Origin of the sequence: Micromonospora sp. NPDC049047 (genome assembly GCF_040649135.1) — a bacterium.
Lineage (GTDB): Bacteria > Actinomycetota > Actinomycetes > Mycobacteriales > Micromonosporaceae > Micromonospora.
Genome location: NZ_JBEZEY010000020.1, coordinates 28,864 through 47,051, shown reverse-complemented (window position 1 = coordinate 47,051; position 18,188 = coordinate 28,864). Strand labels below are relative to the sequence as shown.

General features: G+C 74.2%; 17 protein-coding genes. 6 read left to right on the top strand and 11 right to left on the bottom strand.

The window, feature by feature from the left end:
* Window positions 1-55: 55 nt before the first annotated feature.
* Window positions 56-559: a hypothetical protein gene (locus AB0B86_RS25790; RefSeq protein WP_357411787.1), complete on the top strand. Its 504-nt coding sequence runs from the start codon at window positions 56-58 to the stop codon at window positions 557-559.
* On the opposite strand, the gene AB0B86_RS25785 is transcribed toward AB0B86_RS25790, so the two are convergent.
* Window positions 549-2,138, bottom strand: a complete 1,590-nt coding sequence (locus tag AB0B86_RS25785) for an MFS transporter (RefSeq protein ID WP_357419958.1) — start codon at window positions 2,136-2,138, stop codon at window positions 549-551. The two genes, AB0B86_RS25790 and AB0B86_RS25785, sit on opposite strands and share 11 nt — an antisense overlap.
* A gap of 82 nt (window positions 2,139-2,220) precedes the next feature.
* On the opposite strand from AB0B86_RS25785, the gene AB0B86_RS25780 reads away from it, so the two are divergent.
* Window positions 2,221-2,982 (top strand): TetR/AcrR family transcriptional regulator, encoded by a 762-nt coding sequence (locus tag AB0B86_RS25780; RefSeq protein ID WP_357419956.1) that lies wholly within the window; start codon window positions 2,221-2,223, stop codon window positions 2,980-2,982.
* 13 nt (window positions 2,983-2,995) lie between these two features.
* Here AB0B86_RS25780 and AB0B86_RS25775 read toward each other — a convergent pair whose 3' ends face one another.
* Genes AB0B86_RS25775 through AB0B86_RS25740 form a run of 8 tightly spaced genes read right to left on the bottom strand, consistent with a single transcriptional unit; the run spans window position 2,996 to window position 11,504 of the window.
* The gene (locus AB0B86_RS25775; RefSeq protein WP_357411784.1) at window positions 2,996-3,979 is read right to left on the bottom strand and encodes a DNA topoisomerase IB; all 984 of its coding nucleotides are present in this window, start codon (window positions 3,977-3,979) and stop codon (window positions 2,996-2,998) included.
* A complete protein-coding gene (locus AB0B86_RS25770) occupies window positions 3,963-4,916 on the bottom strand; it encodes a glycosyltransferase family 9 protein (RefSeq protein ID WP_357411783.1) in 954 nt (317 codons plus the stop codon). Before AB0B86_RS25770 ends, AB0B86_RS25775 begins: the two co-directional genes overlap by 17 nt.
* Window positions 4,913-5,614: an SDR family oxidoreductase gene (locus AB0B86_RS25765; protein ID WP_357419955.1), complete on the bottom strand. Its 702-nt coding sequence runs from the start codon at window positions 5,612-5,614 to the stop codon at window positions 4,913-4,915. Before AB0B86_RS25765 ends, AB0B86_RS25770 begins: the two co-directional genes overlap by 4 nt.
* Window positions 5,611-7,035 carry a PfkB family carbohydrate kinase gene (locus AB0B86_RS25760; RefSeq protein ID WP_357411781.1) on the bottom strand — a complete coding sequence of 475 codons (1,425 nt, stop codon included), beginning with the start codon at window positions 7,033-7,035 and terminating at the stop codon, window positions 5,611-5,613. The genes AB0B86_RS25765 and AB0B86_RS25760 overlap by 4 nt, the downstream gene beginning before the upstream one ends.
* Window positions 7,036-7,052: 17 nt before the next feature.
* The gene (locus tag AB0B86_RS25755) at window positions 7,053-7,757 is read right to left on the bottom strand and encodes an SIS domain-containing protein (protein WP_357411809.1); all 705 of its coding nucleotides are present in this window, start codon (window positions 7,755-7,757) and stop codon (window positions 7,053-7,055) included.
* Window positions 7,754-8,971, bottom strand: a complete 1,218-nt coding sequence (locus AB0B86_RS25750) for a glycosyltransferase (protein WP_357411780.1) — start codon at window positions 8,969-8,971, stop codon at window positions 7,754-7,756. Before AB0B86_RS25750 ends, AB0B86_RS25755 begins: the two co-directional genes overlap by 4 nt.
* Window positions 8,956-9,930, bottom strand: coding sequence for a glycosyltransferase (locus AB0B86_RS25745; protein ID WP_357419953.1), 975 nt, complete (start codon window positions 9,928-9,930; stop codon window positions 8,956-8,958). The genes AB0B86_RS25750 and AB0B86_RS25745 overlap by 16 nt, the downstream gene beginning before the upstream one ends.
* Window positions 9,927-11,504: an HAD-IIIA family hydrolase gene (locus AB0B86_RS25740; RefSeq protein WP_357420019.1), complete on the bottom strand. Its 1,578-nt coding sequence runs from the start codon at window positions 11,502-11,504 to the stop codon at window positions 9,927-9,929. Before AB0B86_RS25740 ends, AB0B86_RS25745 begins: the two co-directional genes overlap by 4 nt.
* Window positions 11,505-11,766: 262 nt before the next feature.
* Between AB0B86_RS25740 and AB0B86_RS25735 the strand changes: the two genes are divergently transcribed.
* Both AB0B86_RS25735 and AB0B86_RS25730 read left to right on the top strand, forming a co-directional pair.
* Entirely contained in the window at window positions 11,767-12,213 is a 447-nt protein-coding gene (locus AB0B86_RS25735; protein WP_357411778.1) for an SRPBCC family protein, read from the top strand.
* A gap of 226 nt (window positions 12,214-12,439) precedes the next feature.
* Window positions 12,440-13,207, top strand: a complete 768-nt coding sequence (locus AB0B86_RS25730; RefSeq protein WP_357419952.1) for a polyprenol monophosphomannose synthase — start codon at window positions 12,440-12,442, stop codon at window positions 13,205-13,207.
* A 154-nt stretch (window positions 13,208-13,361) separates the two neighbouring features.
* Here the strand turns inward: AB0B86_RS25730 and AB0B86_RS25725 are convergent, their stop codons facing one another.
* Window positions 13,362-14,969: an NAD(P)/FAD-dependent oxidoreductase gene (locus AB0B86_RS25725; protein ID WP_357419951.1), complete on the bottom strand. Its 1,608-nt coding sequence runs from the start codon at window positions 14,967-14,969 to the stop codon at window positions 13,362-13,364.
* Window positions 14,970-15,041: 72 nt separating this feature from the next.
* Here AB0B86_RS25725 and AB0B86_RS25720 point away from each other — a divergent pair, with 72 nt between their 5' ends.
* A complete protein-coding gene (locus tag AB0B86_RS25720; RefSeq protein WP_357411775.1) occupies window positions 15,042-16,475 on the top strand; it encodes an aldehyde dehydrogenase family protein in 1,434 nt (477 codons plus the stop codon).
* Between the two features lie 69 nt (window positions 16,476-16,544).
* Here the strand turns inward: AB0B86_RS25720 and AB0B86_RS25715 are convergent, their stop codons facing one another.
* Window positions 16,545-16,946, bottom strand: a complete 402-nt coding sequence (locus AB0B86_RS25715; RefSeq protein WP_357411774.1) for a ChaB family protein — start codon at window positions 16,944-16,946, stop codon at window positions 16,545-16,547.
* A 166-nt stretch (window positions 16,947-17,112) separates the two neighbouring features.
* Here AB0B86_RS25715 and AB0B86_RS25710 point away from each other — a divergent pair, with 166 nt between their 5' ends.
* The gene (locus tag AB0B86_RS25710; protein WP_357411773.1) at window positions 17,113-18,096 is read left to right on the top strand and encodes a YihY/virulence factor BrkB family protein; all 984 of its coding nucleotides are present in this window, start codon (window positions 17,113-17,115) and stop codon (window positions 18,094-18,096) included.
* The last annotated feature ends 92 nt before the right edge of the window (window positions 18,097-18,188 follow it).

The window sequence follows — 18,188 nt, the reverse complement described above, 5'->3', positions numbered from 1 at the left end:
TCGACAAAGCAGAGCACCGATTGACCAAGTAGAGCACTGCGGAAGGGGCGTTGCCGTGATCGAGCAGCCGGCGTACACCGGGTTCGGTTTCTCCGACGAGGAGTGGGGGCTGCTTGTCGGTCTGCCGCAGTCGGTCCTGACCGCGGCGAGTGCCGCCGAGTCCGACGGCACCCGCCGGACCATGGCGGAGACCGCGGCCGGGCTGGAGACCATCTCCGCTGGCCGGGAGTCGGCCAGCCCGCTGGTCGCCGCAGTGGCCGGAGAGATCGTCACCCGGGTCGGTGACCCGGAGACCGGCGCGGAGCTGCCGGTCATCGCGCCCGACGATCCGCGGGCGCTTATCGACGACGTGCTGGTGCGGGCCGGCCAAGCCGCCGCGCTGCTGGCCGGCCGGGTCGACGAGGGCGAGGCCGGCGCGTACAAGCACTGGCTCGTGAAGATCGCCGAGCAGGTGGTGGGTGCCGCGTCCAGCGGTGGGCTGCTGGGCATCGGGGGCGAGGCCGTCAGCGACTCCGAGCGGCGCTTCCGCGACCGGCTCGCCCACGTGCTCACCGACTGACCGACGACAGCGGGGCGTCGACCGGACCGGTCGGCTCGGCGGCCACCGCCGCCGGGTCGCCCGGCCGGATGCCGCGCAGTGCCACGAGCGCTGTCACCGCGCCCACCAGCATCGCCGCCAGCGCGGCGAGCGCGGCCAACTGGAGGCCGTCGGTGAACGCGACCCGGGCCGCGTGCAGCACCGTGTCGGCGAGGTCGGTGGGCAGGCCGTGGGCCACCGCCAGCGCACCGCCCAACGTCTCCCGGGCCGCGTCGCGGGCGTCCGCCGGCAGCCCGGCGGGCAGGCCGTCCAGCACCTCACGCCGGTAGACCGCCGCGCCCACGCTGCCGAGGATCGCCATGCCCAGCGCGCCGCCCAGTTCACTGCTGGACTCGGTGAGCGCCGAGGCCACACCCGCCTGCTCGGGCGGTGCCGCGCCGAGGACCAACTCGGTGACGAGCGACATCACCATCACCAGGCCGCCCGCGTAGATGCTCGCGCCGACAAGCAGGACCCACAGCGCCGAGTCCGGGGTGACCTGGGTCAGCACCACGAAGCCGAGCCCGGCGATCGCGAAGCCCGCACCGATCAGGTACGCCCGCTCGACGCGCTGGGCGAGCGCGGCGGCGGCCGGCGCGACTCCGCCCACGGCGAGGGACGGCACCAGGCTCCACAGCGCCGCCCGCAGCGGGCTCAGGCCGAGCACCAACTGCAGGTGCTGGGTGGTGAAGATGGCGAATCCGACGATGGCGAACATCGCCAGCAGGTTGACCGCGAGCGATCCGGCGAAGCCGGGGCGGCGGAACAGCCCGAGGTCGACCATCGGGTACGCCCGGGTCCGCTGCCGGTGCAGGAACAGCGCGCCCACCAGCAGGCCGGCCACGATGACGAGCACCCTCGGCACGCTGACCCCGTCGCGGGCCATCTCCTTGATGCCGTAGATGACCGGCAGCAGCGCGCCGAGCGACAGCGCGGCGCTGAGCAGGTCGAACCGTCCGGTCGCCGGGTGGCGGAACTCGGGCACCAGCAGCGGGGCGAGCACTAGCAGCATCAGCATCGCCGGAATGTTGATCAGGAAGATCGAGCCCCACCAGAAGTGCTCCAGCAGGATGCCACTGAGCACGGGTCCGATGGCGATGCCACCGGTGAGGGTGGCGGTCCAGATGGCGATCGCGGTGCCGCGCTGCTTGGCGTCGTGGAACATGTTGCGCACCAGGGCGAGCGTGGAGGGCATCAGGGTGGCCCCACCGACGCCGAGCACCGCGCGTGCGGCAATCAGCGTCGCGGCGCTGTCGGCGTACGCGGCCAGCAGGGACGCCGCTCCGAAGGCGGCAGCGCCGACGAGCAGGAGCCGGCGGCGGCCGATCCGGTCTCCGAGCGCACCCATCGTGATGAGCAGCCCGGCCAGTACGAAGCCGTAGATGTCGAAGATCCAGAGCTGCTGGCTGCCGGTGGGGCGCAGCTCCGCGCTGATGAACGGGACGGCGAAGTAGAGCACCGACACGTCCATCGAGACCAGGAGCAGCGGCAACATCAACACGGTGAAGCCGATCCACTCCCGCCGGCCGGCCCGCGGTGCCGGTGTGGTCATCGTCGTCATGATCCATTTCCTCTCTGCGTATGGCGTACGCTGTTCTGCGTAGACCATACGCAGAACTAAGATCGCCAGGCAAGGAGGAAAAGTGGCGGCACAGACAGACGACAGCGGGCCGACGCTCCCAGCGGCCATCGAAAGCGCCTGGGGGCTGCGGGACCGTCCACCCAAGGGCCCCCGGCCGGGCCTGAGCGTGCCCGCCATCGTCGACGCCGCCGTCCGGGTGGCCGACGCCGACGGGCTGGCCACCGTCTCGATGAGCCGGGTCGCCAAGGAGCTGGGCTCCGCCACCATGGCCCTCTACCGCCACGTCGGGTCGAAGGACGAGCTGCTGACGCTCATGCTCGACGCCGGCTACGGCCCGCCGCCCGGCCCGCCCCCGCCGGGGAGCGACTGGCGGGCCGGGCTGACCCGGTGGGCCTGGGCCGAGCATGACGTCCTGCGGCACCGGACCTGGCTGCTGCACGTGCCCATCACCGGCCCACCGATCACCCCACACCAGCTCGGCTGGCTGGAGGACGGGCTGCGCTGCCTCGACGGCACCGCGCTCGCCGAGGGCGAGAAGATGTCGACGCTCCTGCTGGTCACCGGGTACGTCCGCAACGAGGCCACCCTCACCGCACAACTCGCCGAGGGCAGCCGGGCGGCCGGCGCCGACCCGAGCGAGCTGATGCGGTCGTACGGCCGACTGGTGGCCCGGCTCATCGACCCGGCCCGCTTCCCGGCCCTCCAACGGGTGCTGGCAGCCGGGGTGCTCAGCCAGGACGACGACCCCGACGACGAGTTCACCTTCGGCCTGGACCGGATCCTCGACGGCATCGACGCCCTGATCCGGCGGCGATCGGCCTGAACCCCGCGCCCGCTCAGGCCTTCTCCAGCAACTCCAACACCACCCGCTCGGTCTCCTCGCGGGGCGCCCGCGGGTCCACCGACGCCACCACCCCGTCGTGGTACAGGTCGACCACCCGCGGATCCACGTACGACGCGCGCGCCACCGTCGGGGTGTTGCCCAGCAGTTCGGCCACCTCGCGCATCACCGCGACCACCGCCCTGCGCCGGGCGGTGACCGAGCGGGCCGGGCCGGCGGTGGCCAACTCGGTGGCGGCCAGCACCGTGGCGTGCCAGGTGCGGAAATCCTTGGCGGTCATCTCCCCACCGCTGGCGTCGCGCAGATAACCGTTCACCTCGTCGCTGCGCACGTCGCGCCAGTCCCGACCGTCCCAGTAGCCGAACAGCCGGTCCGCCCGCCGCCGCCGACGCCGCAGATTGACAAGCACCTGGCACAGCTCCGGGTCCTCGATCCGGCGTACCTGCTCGATGCCACCCTTGGCGGGAAACACAAGCACCACACAGCCGCGCCGGGACCGGGCGTGCTCGGGACGCAACGTGGACACCCCGTACGTCGGGTCGTCGCCGGCCGCGTACTGGTCGCTGCCGACCCGGAACATGCCCATGTCCAACAGGCGGGCCACAGTGGCCAGCACCCGGTCCCGGTTCAGCCCTCGGCCGTCCAGGTCACGGCCCACCCGCTCCCGCAACGCCGGCAGCCGCCGGGCCACCTCCAGCATGTGGTCGAACTTCGCCTCGTCCTGCTGCTCGCGCCACAGCGGGTGGTAGATGTACTGCTTTCGACCGGCGGCGTCGATCCCGATCGCCTGGATGTGCCCGTTCGGGTGCGGCGCGATCCAGACCTGCTGCCAGGCCGGCGGGATGACCAGCTCACGCAGGCGGGCCACCACCGCCGGATCCCGGACCGGCGCACCGGTCGGGTCGACGAAGAGCCAGCCCCGACCGCGCCGACGCCGCCCGTACCCCGGCCGAGCCGGGTCACTACGCCGCAACCGCACCGGAGACCCGCACCGTCCTCTCCACCTCGGTCACCGCGGCCAGCACCTCGTCGAGACGCAGAGCCGCCATGCTCGGGTGGCTTCCTACCCCGTCCCACCTGGGCCAATCCCCCTCGCCGGCCCAGAGCACCCGGTGCCGGGGCCGGTTCACCGGCGGCCCCCACCGCGCCGGCGGGACCGGCCCGAACAGCACCACCGACGCGGTGCCGAACCCGGTGGCCAGGTGGGCCACCCCGGTGTCCCCGCTGACCACCAGCCGGGCGTTCGCCACCACCGCGGCGAGCGCACCGAGGTCGGTCCGGCCGGCCAGCACGGCGTCGGACGGCAAGCCGGCTGCCTCCGCCACCCGGGCCGCCAGCGCCCGTTCGTCGGCCGAGCCGGTGAGCAGCACCCGGTGCCCCTGGTTGGTGAGCGTCCGGGCCAGCGCGGCGAACCGCTCGGCGGGCCACCGCTTGGCCGGGATCTTGCTGCCCGGATGCAGCACGGTGACCCCGGTGGGCCACCCCGCCGACCCGGGCCGACGCAGACCGAGGTCGGTGCCGTCGACCGGGATGTCGTACCAGGACAGCAGCCGGCACCACCGGTCCACCTCGTGCTCGTCGACGGACCACCGGGGACCGTCGGCGCAGCCGGCGGCGGAGTTGGCGAAGGCCAGCAGCCGGCCAGGCCGGGTGGCCGCCAGCAACCGGTGCGAGTGCGGACCGCGCCCGTGCAGGTTGACCGCGACCGACGGGGTCGACCCGACCCGCAGGGGCCGATCCAGCCCGGTGGTGTCCACCAGCCGGTCGACGCCGCCGACCAGGTCGACGAGCGGCGCCAGCCAGGCGGGGGCGGCGAGCGCCAACTCCGGCGCCGGGTACGCGGCCCGCAGCGCCCGCAGCGCGGGCACCGCGGTGAGCAGGTCGCCGACGCCGAGCGCGCGCAGCACGAGGATCACGGGTACGAGGTCTCCTGCTCGGCGCAGACCACCAGCTCCCGCACCGCGCAGCCGGGCGGCTGGTTGAGCGCGAACATGATCGCGGCGGCGGTGTCGGCGGGATCGTTGAGGATCGCGTCCGGCCCCGGCTTGTACTGCGGGTCACGCTCGTCGAAGAACGACGTGCGCATCCCGCCGGGGATCAGCAGCGTGACACCGACCTGGCCGGCCAGCTCGGCGGCGAGCGCGCGGGTGAAGCCCACCACGCCGAACTTCGCCGCGCAGTAGGCGGTGGCGTCGCTCACCGCCTTGACGCCGAGGGTGGAGGCGACAGTGACGACGCGACCCCGGGACGTCAGCAGGAACGGCAGGGCAGCCCGGATCACCGCCGCCGTGGCGAGCAGATCCACTGCGACGATCCGGTCCCAGGTCTCGCCCGGCACGTCGGCGAGTCGACCCGGCACGTCCGTGCCGGCGGCGGTGACCACCGCGTCCAGGCCGCCGGCCTGCTCGGCGAGGTGTCGGGTGGCCACCTCGGCGGCCCGGGTGTCGGCCAGGTCGCACTCGGTCCAGGACACCCCGTCGGCCGGCGGTTGCCGGTCCAGCACGATCGGCCGACCACCGGAGGCGGCCACCGCGGCGACCACCGCGGCGCCCAGCCCGCTCGCGCCGCCGGTGACCAGGACGGTGGGCCCGGCGCCGGGCCGCGTCGCGGTCATCGGGTGCGTTCCCCGACGGAACGAACGATCATGTCGGTGGTGGAGCGACCGTCCAGGTAGGGCACGACCACCGTGTTCCCACCCCAGCGGCGGAGGACCTCCGCCTCCGGCAGGGTCGCTGCGGCGTCGCCACCGCCGGTGGCGTAGTCGCCGCCCTTGACCCAGATGTCCGGGCGGACCCAGGACAGCGCCGCGTCCGGGGTCGGCTCGTCGAAGATGAGCACCGCGTCGACGCAGCTCAGTGCGGCAAGCAGCCGAGCGCGGTCCCCCTCGTTCATCACCGGTCGATCCGGCCCCTTCAGCGCGGCCACGCTGGCGTCCGAGTTCACGCAGACGATCAGGCAGTCGCCGAGCTGCCGGGCCGCCTGCAGGGTGGCCACGTGGCCCGCGTGCAGCAGGTCGAAGCAACCGCCGGTGGCCACCACGGTGCCGCCCTCGGCCCGTACCTCACCGAGCAGCGCGGCGACCGCCGCGATGCCCACCCGCTCGCCGCCCGGACCGGCGACGCTCGTCGGCGTGGGACGCACCGGCGGTGGCAGCGCCGCCGCCACTCCCCCACCGGCCACGTACGCGGACGCTTCGGCGACCGCCGCCTGCACCGCCTCGGAGACCAGCGCCCCCTGGGCCAACGCGAGACTGGCGGCGGCCGCGAACCGGTCGCCAGCCCCGCAGGTGTCCCCCTCGGCGCTGCCCGGGGTCGGCACCACAAGCGGTGTCGACCCGGCGTGGCAGAGCAGCGCGCCGTCCCCGCCAAGGGTCACCGCAACCGCACCGGCCCGCCAGCGGCGGCGCAGCCCCTGCGCGCCGCGCGACGCGGCGGCCAGCCGGGAGGCGCCGGGCAGGGCGGGGACCAGTTCCCGCACCTCCGACTCGTTCGGCGTGGCCAGATGGACGCCGGGGACCGCGGCCGGTCCGCGCGGGTGCGGATCCCACACCACCGGCGCGCGGGTGGCGGACAACGCGTCGCGCAGCGCCGGCTGCCGGGCCACTCCCCGGCCGTAGTCGCTGACCAGCACCGCGGATGCCGAGCCGATCACCCGGAGCACCTCGTCGGAGGGCTCCCCCGGCTCCCCCGACGTGCCGCCCCGGTCGTGGCGCAGCAGCACCCGCCCCCGGGCCCGCAGCCGGATCTTCTCCGGCGTCGCCCCGGACAGGGCCAGCGGATACACCTGCACGCCGGCCGCCGCGAGCAGCGCGCTCAGCCGGGCCCCGCCGGCGTCGTCGGCGAGCGCGGTCACCAGCACCACCTCGGCGCCCTGCGCGGCGGCGAACACCGCCGCCAGACCGGCGCCACCCGGTCGGTCGCTGGCGGCGGCCTCGTCCAGGACCGGCACCGGGGAGTCCGGGCAGAGCCGGTTCACCACCCCTTCCACGTCCCTGTCGAGCAGCGTGTCCCCGAGCACCACCACCGGTCCCCTCACGCCTACCTCCCCGTCCCTCACGCGTCGACCTGCTGTCCGGAGCCACCGTCGAGCACCACTTCCACCCCGGTGCGCACCGGTCCGGAGCGGAGCCGGCCGGCCGGATCGGGATCCGCCGGCAGGTGCCGGCCCACCGCCGGGTCGGTGCTCGCGGCCAGTTCCTGTTCGAGGTACTCGCAGAGCAGGTGACTTGTCACCAGGTGCAACTCCTGCACGACCTGGGTGTCCGGCGACGCGACGGCCAGCACCTCGTCGCAGGCGTCGGCGAGCGGATTCGGGGCGGCGCCGGTGAGCGCCCAGGTGGTCAGGCCGGCGGCGCGGGCGGCCTGGGCGGCGCTCACCAGATTGGGGCTGCTGCCACTGGTGCTGAGCAGCAGCAGGACGTCGCCGCGACGGCCGTGGGCGCGCACCTGACGGGCGTACACGTCGGTGTAGCCGTAGTCGTTGGCGATGGCGGTGAGCGCGCTCGTCTCGGCGTGCAGCGCGATCGCGGACAGCGGCTGGCGGTCGTTGTGGAGTTTGCCGACCAGCTCGGCGGTGAGGTGCTGGGCCTCGGCGGCGCTGCCGCCGTTGCCGGCCACCAGCAGGCGTCCCCCGGCGGCCAGCCGGTGGGCCAGGTCGGCGCCCCAGCGGGCCAGCTGCGACTCGCACCGCCGGTACGGCACCAGCGCCGCGGCGAGGTTCGTCAGGTGGGTGTCGAGCAGGCTGCCGGCCGGCATCAGGCCACCACCCGGGCGGGCCGGCGAACGGCGGCGACCTCGCTGTAGACCTCGACCAACCGCTCCGCGGTGGCCGCCCACGAGTACCGCGTGCGGGCCCGCTCGCGGGCCGCCGTGGCGTACGCGAAACGCCTGATCCGGTCGTCGAGCAGGCCCTGGATGGCGCCGGCCAGCGCCTGCGGGTCCCGGGCCGGCACGAGGTCACCTGTCGTCCCGTCGACAACGGTGTCCCGGATGCCGCCGACGGCGGTGCCGACGACCGGCACCCCACAGGCCATCGCCTCCAGCGGGGTCAGACCGAACGGCTCGTACCAGGGTGCGGCGACGAGCAGGTCCGCCGAGCGGTACCAGCGGCCCATCTCCTCCCGGGGTACCGCGCCGACCAGGTGCACCCGGTCGGCCACTCCGCAGGTCTCGGCCAGGGCCCGCAACCGCCGGGCGTACGGGTCGGTCTCCAGCAGCCCTTCGGGCGGGCCGCCGACCACCACGCACTCGGCGTCACCGACCAGGGCCATCGCCCGGATCACGGTCTGGAAGCCCTTGCGTTCGACAAGTCGGCCCACGGTGAGGATCCGGGCCCGGCCCGGCTCACGGTCGGCGGCCGGCCCGAGCGGAGCGAACGTGGCGAGGTTGACGCCCGAGGGCACCACAGTCATCCGGGACCGGGGCACGCCCATCCGGACCAGCTCGCCCACCTCGTCGCGGCACTGCGCGACGATCCGGTCCACCGAGCGGCCCAACTCGCGCTCGTAGGACACCCGACGGGCCGGGCTGGTGTCCTGCACGCCCTGGTGGCGGCGCTTCACGGTGCCCAAGGCGTGGTACGTCTGCACCACCGGCACCCCGGTTTGTCGACCAGCCGTCAACGCCGCCAGGCCACTCATCCAGAAGTGCGCGTGGATCACCTCGGGCACCCAGTCCCCGCCGCGCCAGCGCTCGATCAGCCAGCTGCTGAACTCGCGCATGTGCGGCAGCAGCGCGTCCTTGGCCACCGGCTCGGCCGGGCCGGCGGGCACGTGCACCACGTCGTACCCGTCCGGGCTGCGGACGGTCACCGGCAGGTCGAGCGCGTCCCGGCGGGTGTAGACCCGCACCTCGTGTCCGGCGGCGGCGAGCGCGGCGGACAGCTCCGCGACGTGCGTGTTCTGGCCGCCGGCGTCCTCCCCTCCGAGGACGGCGAGCGGGCTGGCGTGCTCCGAGATCATCGCGATCCGCATACTTCCTCCTCCAGCAGCCGGTCCCAGTCAGCGAGGAAACGGTCGAGGCCGTACCTGTCCCGCACGGCGGTGCGCGCCGCCGCGCCGGCCTGGCGCGCGGTCGCCGGTTCGGCGATGAACCGGCGGGCGGCGTCGAGCAGGGTGTCGGTCCGGGTGGCGAGGGCGCCCGCCTCCGGTGGCACCGCCGTCACCGCCTCGGTGGTGGCGAGCGCGACGACCGGCATGCCGATCGCCATCGCCTCGATGAGGCTGAGCCCGAGCGAGGTCCACCGGCACAGGTGCAGGTACGCGCGCCGCCGGGCCAGTTCGGCGTGCATCCGGTCCTGGGGCACGTCGTCGTGGCTGATGAGCCGGTCGGCGGGCAGCCCGAGGTGGTCGGCCAGACCGGCGACGCCCATCCCGAACACGTCCAGCGGCGCGATCTCGGCGAACCGGGGCAGCAGGTCGGTGCCGGTGACCCGACCCCGCCGGACCGGCTCGTTGATCACCACGGCGAGCCTGTCGAGTTCGCCGGTGTAGGAGACGGCCGGGGCGACGATGCCGTGGTCGACAACTGTGGTGCGGCTGGTCCCGGTGTCCCAGAAGATCTGGTTGAACCCGGTGACGTGGGCAATGAGCAGGTCGTCTTGGTCGGCCATCGGGTGCCGGGTGTTGGGCACGTCGCCCTTCGGGGTGTTGTGTTCGACGTAGATGGCCGGGATGTCGCGCCCGGGTCGGCGGCGCAGCCACGCCTCGGCCCTGTCGATCTCCTCGGGTCGTTGCAGGATGACCACGTCGACGTCGGCGCCCGGCAGGTCCTCCGGGGTGACCTCGACCGCGCTGTCCGGCCAGGGATAGGTGCGGGCCCGGCCGAGGCCGTAGGGGCCGCGGTCGGGTGTGGTGGGGATCAGGTACCGGTGAGCGCCGTGCACGAACGACGTGGTCCAGGAACCGTGCACGTGCCAGAGCAGGATGTTCATCGTCGGCCACCACCGCCGCTGACGGTGAGCGTCCGCAGCGCCTCGACCACCTCGTCCGGGTCGATGCCGCGCAGGCAGGGGTGCCCGGGGACCGGGCAGTTGGGCGCACGGGTGTCCCGGCAGGGTGCGGCGGCGTCGCCGATCCGGACGGTGGGCACCCGGTAGGGCCCCCACTGGCCGAACGGGACGGTCGGCGCGAACAGGCTCACCACCGGCACGCCGGCCGCGGCGGCCAGGTGCGCGGGCCCGGTGTTGCCGACCACCACCGCGCTGGCGTCCGCGATGATGCCGGCCAGCTCGGCCAGGTCGGTCCGCCCACCCAGGTCGGTGCCGCCGGCCGCAGCGACCCGGGCGGTGACCTCACGCTCGTCCGGGCCGCCGGTGACGAGCACCCGGTGCCCGGCGGCGGCCAGCGCCCCGACGATCCGGGTCGCCACCTCCGGCGGGCAGGCCCGGCTCGACGCTGCCGAGCCGGGGTGCAGCACCACGTACCCCGGGTCGCCGAGGCCGGGCGGGCGCGGCGGCACGGCGTCGCGGCGCAGCCGGAGCACAGGTTCGTCGCCGTCGGGCAGCCGGTGGCCGGCGGCGGCGGCGAGGGAGAGGGCACGTTCGGGTTCGGGAACGCCCACCGGCACCCGGTGCCGGATGTCCAGCAGCGAACCCGGGTAGTCGTCGCTGATCGCCGCGATCCGGCCGATTCCCGCCATCCGCAGCAGCAGCGCCAGCGGCAGCGCGGACTGGTGGAACGAGGTGAACACCACCGCCTGCTCCGCGTCGACCGCGTTCAGCCGCGCGGTGAGGCTCCGCAGGGCGTCCGCGTCGACGGGCCCCGGCGTGGGGTCGATCCAGGGCAACGGGTGTTCGATGATCTCGTCGACGCCGGGCAGCAGATCGGCGGCCGCCCGTCCGCGTGGCCCACACAACAGCACCACCCGCCGGGCCCCGGCCGCGACGGCACGGATCGCCGGCCCGGTCACCAACACGTCCCCCGCCGAATCCGAGCGGACCACCAACGCCGTGCGCACCTCCTCGGCCGGCGGGGTAGCCGGCCGCACTGCCTGTTGGCGGCGCAGGATCTCCTCCACCGCCGCCGGCAGGTCGGCGGCCACCCAGCCGGCGGCGGCGATCTCCTCCGGTCGGGTCACCGGCGTGGGCACCAGCACCCCCGCCGCCCCGGCGGCCAGCGCGGCGGCGACGTCCCGGCCGATGTCGCCCACCAGCACGCACCGGGAGGCGGTAGTGCCCAACTCCCGGGCGGCGGCGTACACCAGGCCGGGCGCCGGCTTGCGGCACGCACAGCCGTCGGCGTCGTCGTGCGGACAGACCAGCCAGGCGTCGAACCCGCCCAGCAACTCCTCGACGCGGGCGTGCACGGCCCGCATCTGCGCGTCGGTGAAATAGCCCCGGGCCAGGCCCGACTGGTTCGTCACGACCGCCAGGCGCAGCCCGGCCGCCCGCAACCGGTCGAGCGCCGCCCGCGCCCCCGGCACCGGCCGCACCTTCTCCGGGTCGCCGTTGTACGGCACGTCCTCGATCAGCGTGCCGTCGCGGTCCAGCAGCACCGCGTCGTACAGGACGGGTCGGGAGCTGCCGGCGGCGGGATGCCGGGACCCGGCCGTGCCGGCGCGGTCAGCAGCGGCGTAAACCGGGGCTGACCTGCGCTGATACGGATCCTCCTGGTCCTGTCGCACAGCCGGCGGGTTCCCGGCGCCCGAAGGAGTAAACGTGGTCGGTCGGCGGGTGGGCCGGCGGCGCCCGGGTCGGCCTTACCCGTCGCCCCGGAGAAGCTAACCCGTCGATCGTTAGCCAGCGCCCCGCCCGGGGTATGGCAATCCAGTGGCGATTGTGGAGAAAGTGATCGACGCGCCCCCGCAGCGGGTGTTCGACGTGCTCGCCGACGGGTGGACGTACAGCGACTGGGTGGTCGGCACGGCACACGTACGCGACGTGGACGACGCCTGGCCCCGGGTGGGCAGCCAACTGCACCACCGGGCCGGGCCGTGGCCGTTCTCCCTGCAGGACGCGTCGACGGTGCTGGTCTGCGAGCCGCCGCACCGGCTCGTGCTGAGGGCGGGTCTCTGGCCGGCAGGTGAGGCGATAGTGGCCTTCACGCTGCAACCCGTCGACGGTGGCGCCACCCGGGTCCGCATCGGTGAGGACTTCGCCGCCGGTCCGCTGCGCTGGGTCCGCAACAAGGTCAACGACCTGGTGCTGCACCTGCGCAACCGGGAGACGCTCGACCGACTCGCCGACATCGCCACCCGACAGCCCGGGCAGCGGTAAAGCCGACGGTGGTGGTGACCGCCTGTCCGGCGGCATCGACGCCGTCGCAGCGGTCGGCCGCCTGTCGCGGCGACCGGCCCGCACCGTACGCGACCAGCGGGATCGATGTCCGCCCCCGCCGGGACATCGCCGTACGCAACGCCCGGAAGGGGTGCCTCTTCAACCCGAATGTGACAACTGGATACCCTTTCCGGGAGCCCCCTGTCCGCAAACCGAGGATGTCCGCATGATCGAGCCTGTGCAGCTACCGTCGCCGTGGCGGGACGCACGCCTGACCGTCGTCGTGCCCACCTACAACGAGGCGGGCAACCTGCCCACGCTGGTGGAGCGGCTGCTCGCCCTGCCACTGCCCGGTCTGCGCATCCTCGTCGCCGACGACAACTCCCCCGACGGCACCGGCGACGTGGCCGACAAGCTGGCCATCGAGCACCCGGACCGGATCGAGGTGGTGCACCGGGCCGGCAAGGAGGGCCTCGGCCGGGCGTACGTCGACGGGATGACCCGGGCGATCGAGGGTGGCGCCGAGTACGTGGCGCAGATGGACGCGGACCTGTCGCACCCGCCGGAGGCGCTGCCGGGGATGCTCGGCGCGTTGCTGTCCACCCAGGCGAGCGTGGTGATCGGCTCCCGCTACGTGCCCGGTGGCGAGCTGGACGAGAACTGGCCGCTGTACCGGCGGGCCCTAAGCGGCTGGGCGAACCTCTACGTGCACACCCTGCTGCGGGTGCGCATCCGGGACCTCACCGCCGGTTTCAAGATCTGGCGGGCCGAGGCGTTGCGCGACATCGGCCTGGACCGGGTGCAGTCGAACGGCTACAGCTTCCAGGTGGAGATGCACTACCTCGCCACCAAGCTTGGGCACACCATCCTGGAGGTGCCGATCCGCTTCGAGGAGCGGCAGGAGGGCATGTCCAAGATGACCACCGCGACCAAGGTGGAGAGCGCCCTGATGCCGTTCCGCCTGCGCAGCAAGCACCGCAACATCACCCGCTGAACCCAAACCCACCCCACCCGGCCCTCCCCCACCCCGGCCTCCCCGGTTGATCATGAGGTTATTGCCACTCGCCTCGGCGTGTCGTCGCCATTACCTCATGATCAACGGACGAGGCGAGGGGGGTGGGGGGTGGGGGGTGGGGGGGTGGGGGGGGTCAGTTGGGGTAGACGGCCCGGTGGGCGGTGGCGATGGCCGCGGCGTAGGCGCGGCCGGCGAGGGCGCGGTCACGGGCCAACGCGGCGCGGGCCGCGTTCGCCCCGGGCGCGCCGTGCACCCCGCCGCCGGGATGCGCCGACGCGCTGGCCAGGAAGAGCCGGTCCACCGGGGTGTCCGCGCGGCCCAGGCCAGGGATCGGGCGCAGGAACAGCTGCTGGTACGCGGCAGCGGTGCCGCCGCCCAGCGCGCCACCGACCAGGCTCGGATTGGCCTGCTCCAGCTCGGCCGGTCCGGCCACGTGTCGGCCGACGACCAGCTGTCGGAAACCCGGTGCCGCCGCCTCCAGCGCGTCCTCCATCCGCTGCACGTGCCCGGCGACGTCCTCGGCCCGCCAGTCCCGTCGAAACGGCAGGTGGGTGTACGCCCAGAGCGACTCGGTGCCCGGCGGGGAGTGGCTGGGCTCGGCCACCGACATCTGCCCGACCAGCAGGAACGGGTGGCGGGGCAGCTCGCCCCGGGCCAGCTCACCCGCGTAGTGGGTCAATCCGTCGAGGTCCGCGCCGAGGTGCACGGTGCCGGCGCCGGCCAGCTCCCGGTTGGTCCAGGGCACCGGCGCGGAGAGGGCCCAGTCCACCTTCAGCGTCGACCCGTCCCACCGGAAGTGCGCCAGATCCTCCACCAGCCGCGACGGCAGCGCCGCCGCGCCGACCAGGTCGAGGAACAACGCGGGCGCGGGCACGTCGGCGAGCACGGCCCGGCGGGCCCGCCACAGGGTGCCGCCGTCGGTGCGTACGCCCATCGCCCGGCCGCGGGCGGTGAGCACCCGGTCGACGCGGGCGCCGTAGCGGATCGTCCCTCCGCGCTCCTGAAGCCGGGCCACCAGCGCGTTGGTGATCTGCTGCGCCCCGCCCTCGGGCACCGGCCAGCCGATCTGCTGGCCGAGCATGGCCAGCAGCCAGCCGTACACCCCGGAGCCGGCCTCCTCCGGGGACAGGTCGGTGTGCAGGGCGCAGCCGGCCAGCAGGGCCGGCCCGCCGGCACCGTCGAAGAGTTCGTCGCCGAGCTTGCGGACCGGTACCACCAGGCGTCGCGCCAGTCGCAACGCACCGGCGACGTGCAGCCGACGCAGCAGGCCCAGCCCGCCGCGTACCGGTGGGAACGGCGTGGTGATCGCTGTCAGCATCGGCTCGGCCACGTCGACCCAGTCGGTGTAGGCGTTGAGCCAGCGCTTGCCGTCGCCGGGGGCGAACTGTTCGAGCGAGGCGGCCGTGACGTCCGGGTCCCGGTTGATCACCGCGGCCCGACCGTCGGGCAACAGGTGCGCCAGCACGTCCGGCGCGTGCCGCCAGGACAGGCCGTGCCGACCCAGGTCGAGCCCGCGCAGCACCGGTGAGGCGTACCCCAGGGGGTAGAAGGAGCTGTAGAGGTCGCTCAGGTAGCCGGGCGCGGTCACCTCGGCGGAGCGGATCGCGCCGCCGGGCACCGCTGTCGCCTCCAGCACCACCACCTCCCAGCCGGCGTCCGCGAGCAGGTTGGCCGCCACCAGGCCGTTGTGACCGGCCCCGACGACGACGGCGTCCACGCTCTGCGCGGCGGTGGTTGTCATCCGATCCGGCTACCCGGCACGCAACCGGGCGAAACGCGTTTGCCCCGCCAGGGCCGGGGCATCCAGCGCCGCATGTACACGGTTACGCAGTTGGTGGGTGGGGTGTGGGGCGCGGGCGGCGACGGCGGTGAGCTGGTGGTCCGTGACCCGGCAGACGACTCGCCGGTCAGCACGGTGCCGGTGGCCACCGCCGACGAGGTCGGCAAGGCGACGCAGGCGGCCCGCAACGCGGCCGCCGAGTGGGCGGCGACCCCGCCGGCCGAGCGGGCCGCGGCGCTGCACCGGGCCGCGGACGCGGTGGCGGCGACCGCCGGGGAACTGGCCGAGGCGGTCACGGCGGAGATGGGCAAGCCGTTGGCGGACGCCCGCGGCGGCGTCGAGGCGGGCATCGGCACCCTGCGACAGTACGCGGAGCTGGCTCCGCTGCGCGGAGGGCGGACCCTCAACGGCGGTGTCGACGCGCTCGACTTCCTGACTCCGCAACCGCGCGGCGTGGTCGCGGCGCTGACGCCCTGGAACGACCCGGTGGCGGTCTCCTGCGGGCTGCTCGGTGCCGCCCTGGTGACCGGCAACGTCGTGCTCTACAAGCCGAGCGAACGGACCCCCGCGACGGGTTGGCTGCTGGCCCGGGCCCTGGACGCGGCGTTGCCGGCCGGCGTGTTGTCGCTGCTCACCGGCGGTCCCGAGGTCGGTGCGGCGCTGGCCGCCCAGGAGGTCGACGTGGTGGCGCACGTGGGATCCACGGCGACCGGGCGGGCGATCGCCGCCGCCGCGGCCCGCACCGGCGCGAAGGTGCTGCTGGAGAACGGGGGCAGCGATCCGCTCATCGTCGACGCGGGTGTGGACCCGCAGTGGGCGGCGGAGCAGGCCGCGCTCGGTGCGTTCGCCAACGCCGGGCAGATCTGCGTGGCGGTGGAGCGGCTCTACGTGCACCGGGAGGTGGCCGAGGAGTTCGTGGCGGCGCTGGTCCGTCGCGCCACGGCACTGCGGCTCGGGCCGGGCCGCGACCCCGGCGCCGAACTGGGCCCGCTTGTCGACCGCCGGCACCGGGATCAGGTCCACGGTCAGGTCGCGGCGGCGGTGGCGGCCGGCGCCCGGGTGCGGGTCGGCGGCGCGGTGCCGGACGGGCCGGGGGCGTTCTATCCGGCCACAGTCGTCACCGACTGCCGGCACGACATGCCGTTGGTGCGGGAGGAGACGTTCGGGCCGGTCGCCCCGGTGGTGGTTGTCGACTCGTTCGACGAGGCGCTGCGCTGCGCCGCGGACTCCCCGTACGGGCTGGCCGCCACGGTGCTGACCACGTCGATGAGCCACGCCCAGCGGGCCTGGCGGGAGTTGCCGGTGGGCACCGTGAAAATCAACGCGGTGTTCGGCGGCGCGCCCGGCGGGGCCGCGCACCCACGACGGGCCAGCGGGCAGGGCTTCGGTTACGGCCCGGAACTGCTCGACGAGTTCACCGCCACGAAGGCGGTGCACATCGAGGCGCCGGGCGGCGGGCACTGGTGAACGGTACGGGCGGACGCAGGGGTGGCGCGTCCGCCCGTACCGTGTCGGTGTTGTCCGCCCCGGCGGTGCTCAGCCGCCGCGGGCCTTGCGGGTGGCCCTGTCGTTCGCCTTCTCGATCGCCTTGACCAGCTCCGGTTTGGTCATGCTTGACCGGCCGGGGACGTCGAGCTCGCGGGCCACCGACATGAGGTGGTCCTTGCTGGCGTTGGCGTCCACGCCACCGGCGGTTGGGGCACGCCGTTCCGGCCCGCCGCCAGCGGCCTGCTCGTCGCTCGGACCCTTGCGGTCCTTCGGCTCCCAGTGGTCGCCAACCTTCTCGAACTGGTGCTTCACCGCGGCGAAGGCGGTGCGGTGCGACCGCTCCCCCTCGCCGTAGGTCTCCACCGCCGAGTCGTGGGTCTTCTCCCAGGTGCGCTGCGCCTTCTCCGGGGAGCGTCGCAGCGTGCTGGGCAGGTCTTCGCGCCCGGGCATCTCGTCCTCCTCCGCGTCGGTCGGATCCCCCTGACGTTCCCCGGGCTTCCCTGCCTAAACGGTCGCGCGCGGCGGTCGGGTTTGTCGATTTCCCGGTGCGGGTACCGGCGGGCCAGGCCCGACCGGACGACCGGTCATCCGGTGGCCGGGGCGCAGGGAGCGGGACATGACGACCACGGAGCCCGGTACGACGCGCGGTGCGCGCGACCCCGCCGTTCCCCACCGGATGCGGCAGTTGAGCTGGCGGACCTGGCGCGGGGTGCTGGTCCGCAGCGGACAGAACTTCGTCAACGACAACTGCTCCGACTGGGCCGCCGCGCTCACCTACTACGGGGTCCTGGCGCTCTTTCCGTCCGCCATCGTGGTGGTGGCCCTGGTCGGTCTGGTCTCCAGCGGCGAGCAGACCGTCGACACCGTCGTCGACCTGGCCCGGCAGGTGGGCGCCGGCTCGGTGCTCACCGACGACGAGAACGGTGTGATCGGTGTGATCCGGGCGGTGGTGCTCCAGCAGAGCAACCCCAAGCTGCTGCTGAGCTTCGGTCTGCTCGGTGCGCTGTGGTCCGCGTCGGGTTTCATCGGCGCGTTCACCAGGGCCTCGAACGCCATCTACGGGGTGACCGAGGGCCGGCCGGTCTGGAAGCTTCGGCCTTTGCAGATCGGCCTTGCCGCGATCACGTTGGTGCTGCTCGCTGTGGTCGCCCTGGCGCTCATCGTCAGCGGCCCGGTCACCGACGCGGTCGGCGACCTGATCAACGCCGGGGGCCTGGCCCGGACGGTGTGGAGCGTGGCGAAGTGGCCGGTGCTCGCCATGGTCATGATGGTGCTGCTGTCGCTGCTGTTCTGGATCGCGCCGAACGTGCGCCAACCCCGCTTCCGCTGGCTCACCCCCGGCGGCGCGGTGGCTCTGGTCTCCTGGGCGGCTGTCTCCTTCGGCTTCGGCCTCTACGTGGCCAACTTCGCCTCGTACAAGACGACCTACGGCAGCCTGGGCGCGGCCATCGCCTTCCTCGTCTGGCTCTACCTGTCCAACTCGGCGCTGATGCTGGGCGTGCAGATCAACGCCGAGGTGCAGCGCGGACGGCAGTTGCAGGCCGGCGACCCCGACCCGGACGACCCGGTGCTGCCGCCCCGCCGGCCCGCCGACGACTGAGCCGCCGGTTTCGGGCCGCCCGTCCGGTTCGGCGCTGGACCCTGGGTCCGTTCGTGGCCCGGTGCCGGTTTAGCCGGCAGGGTGCCGGGTAG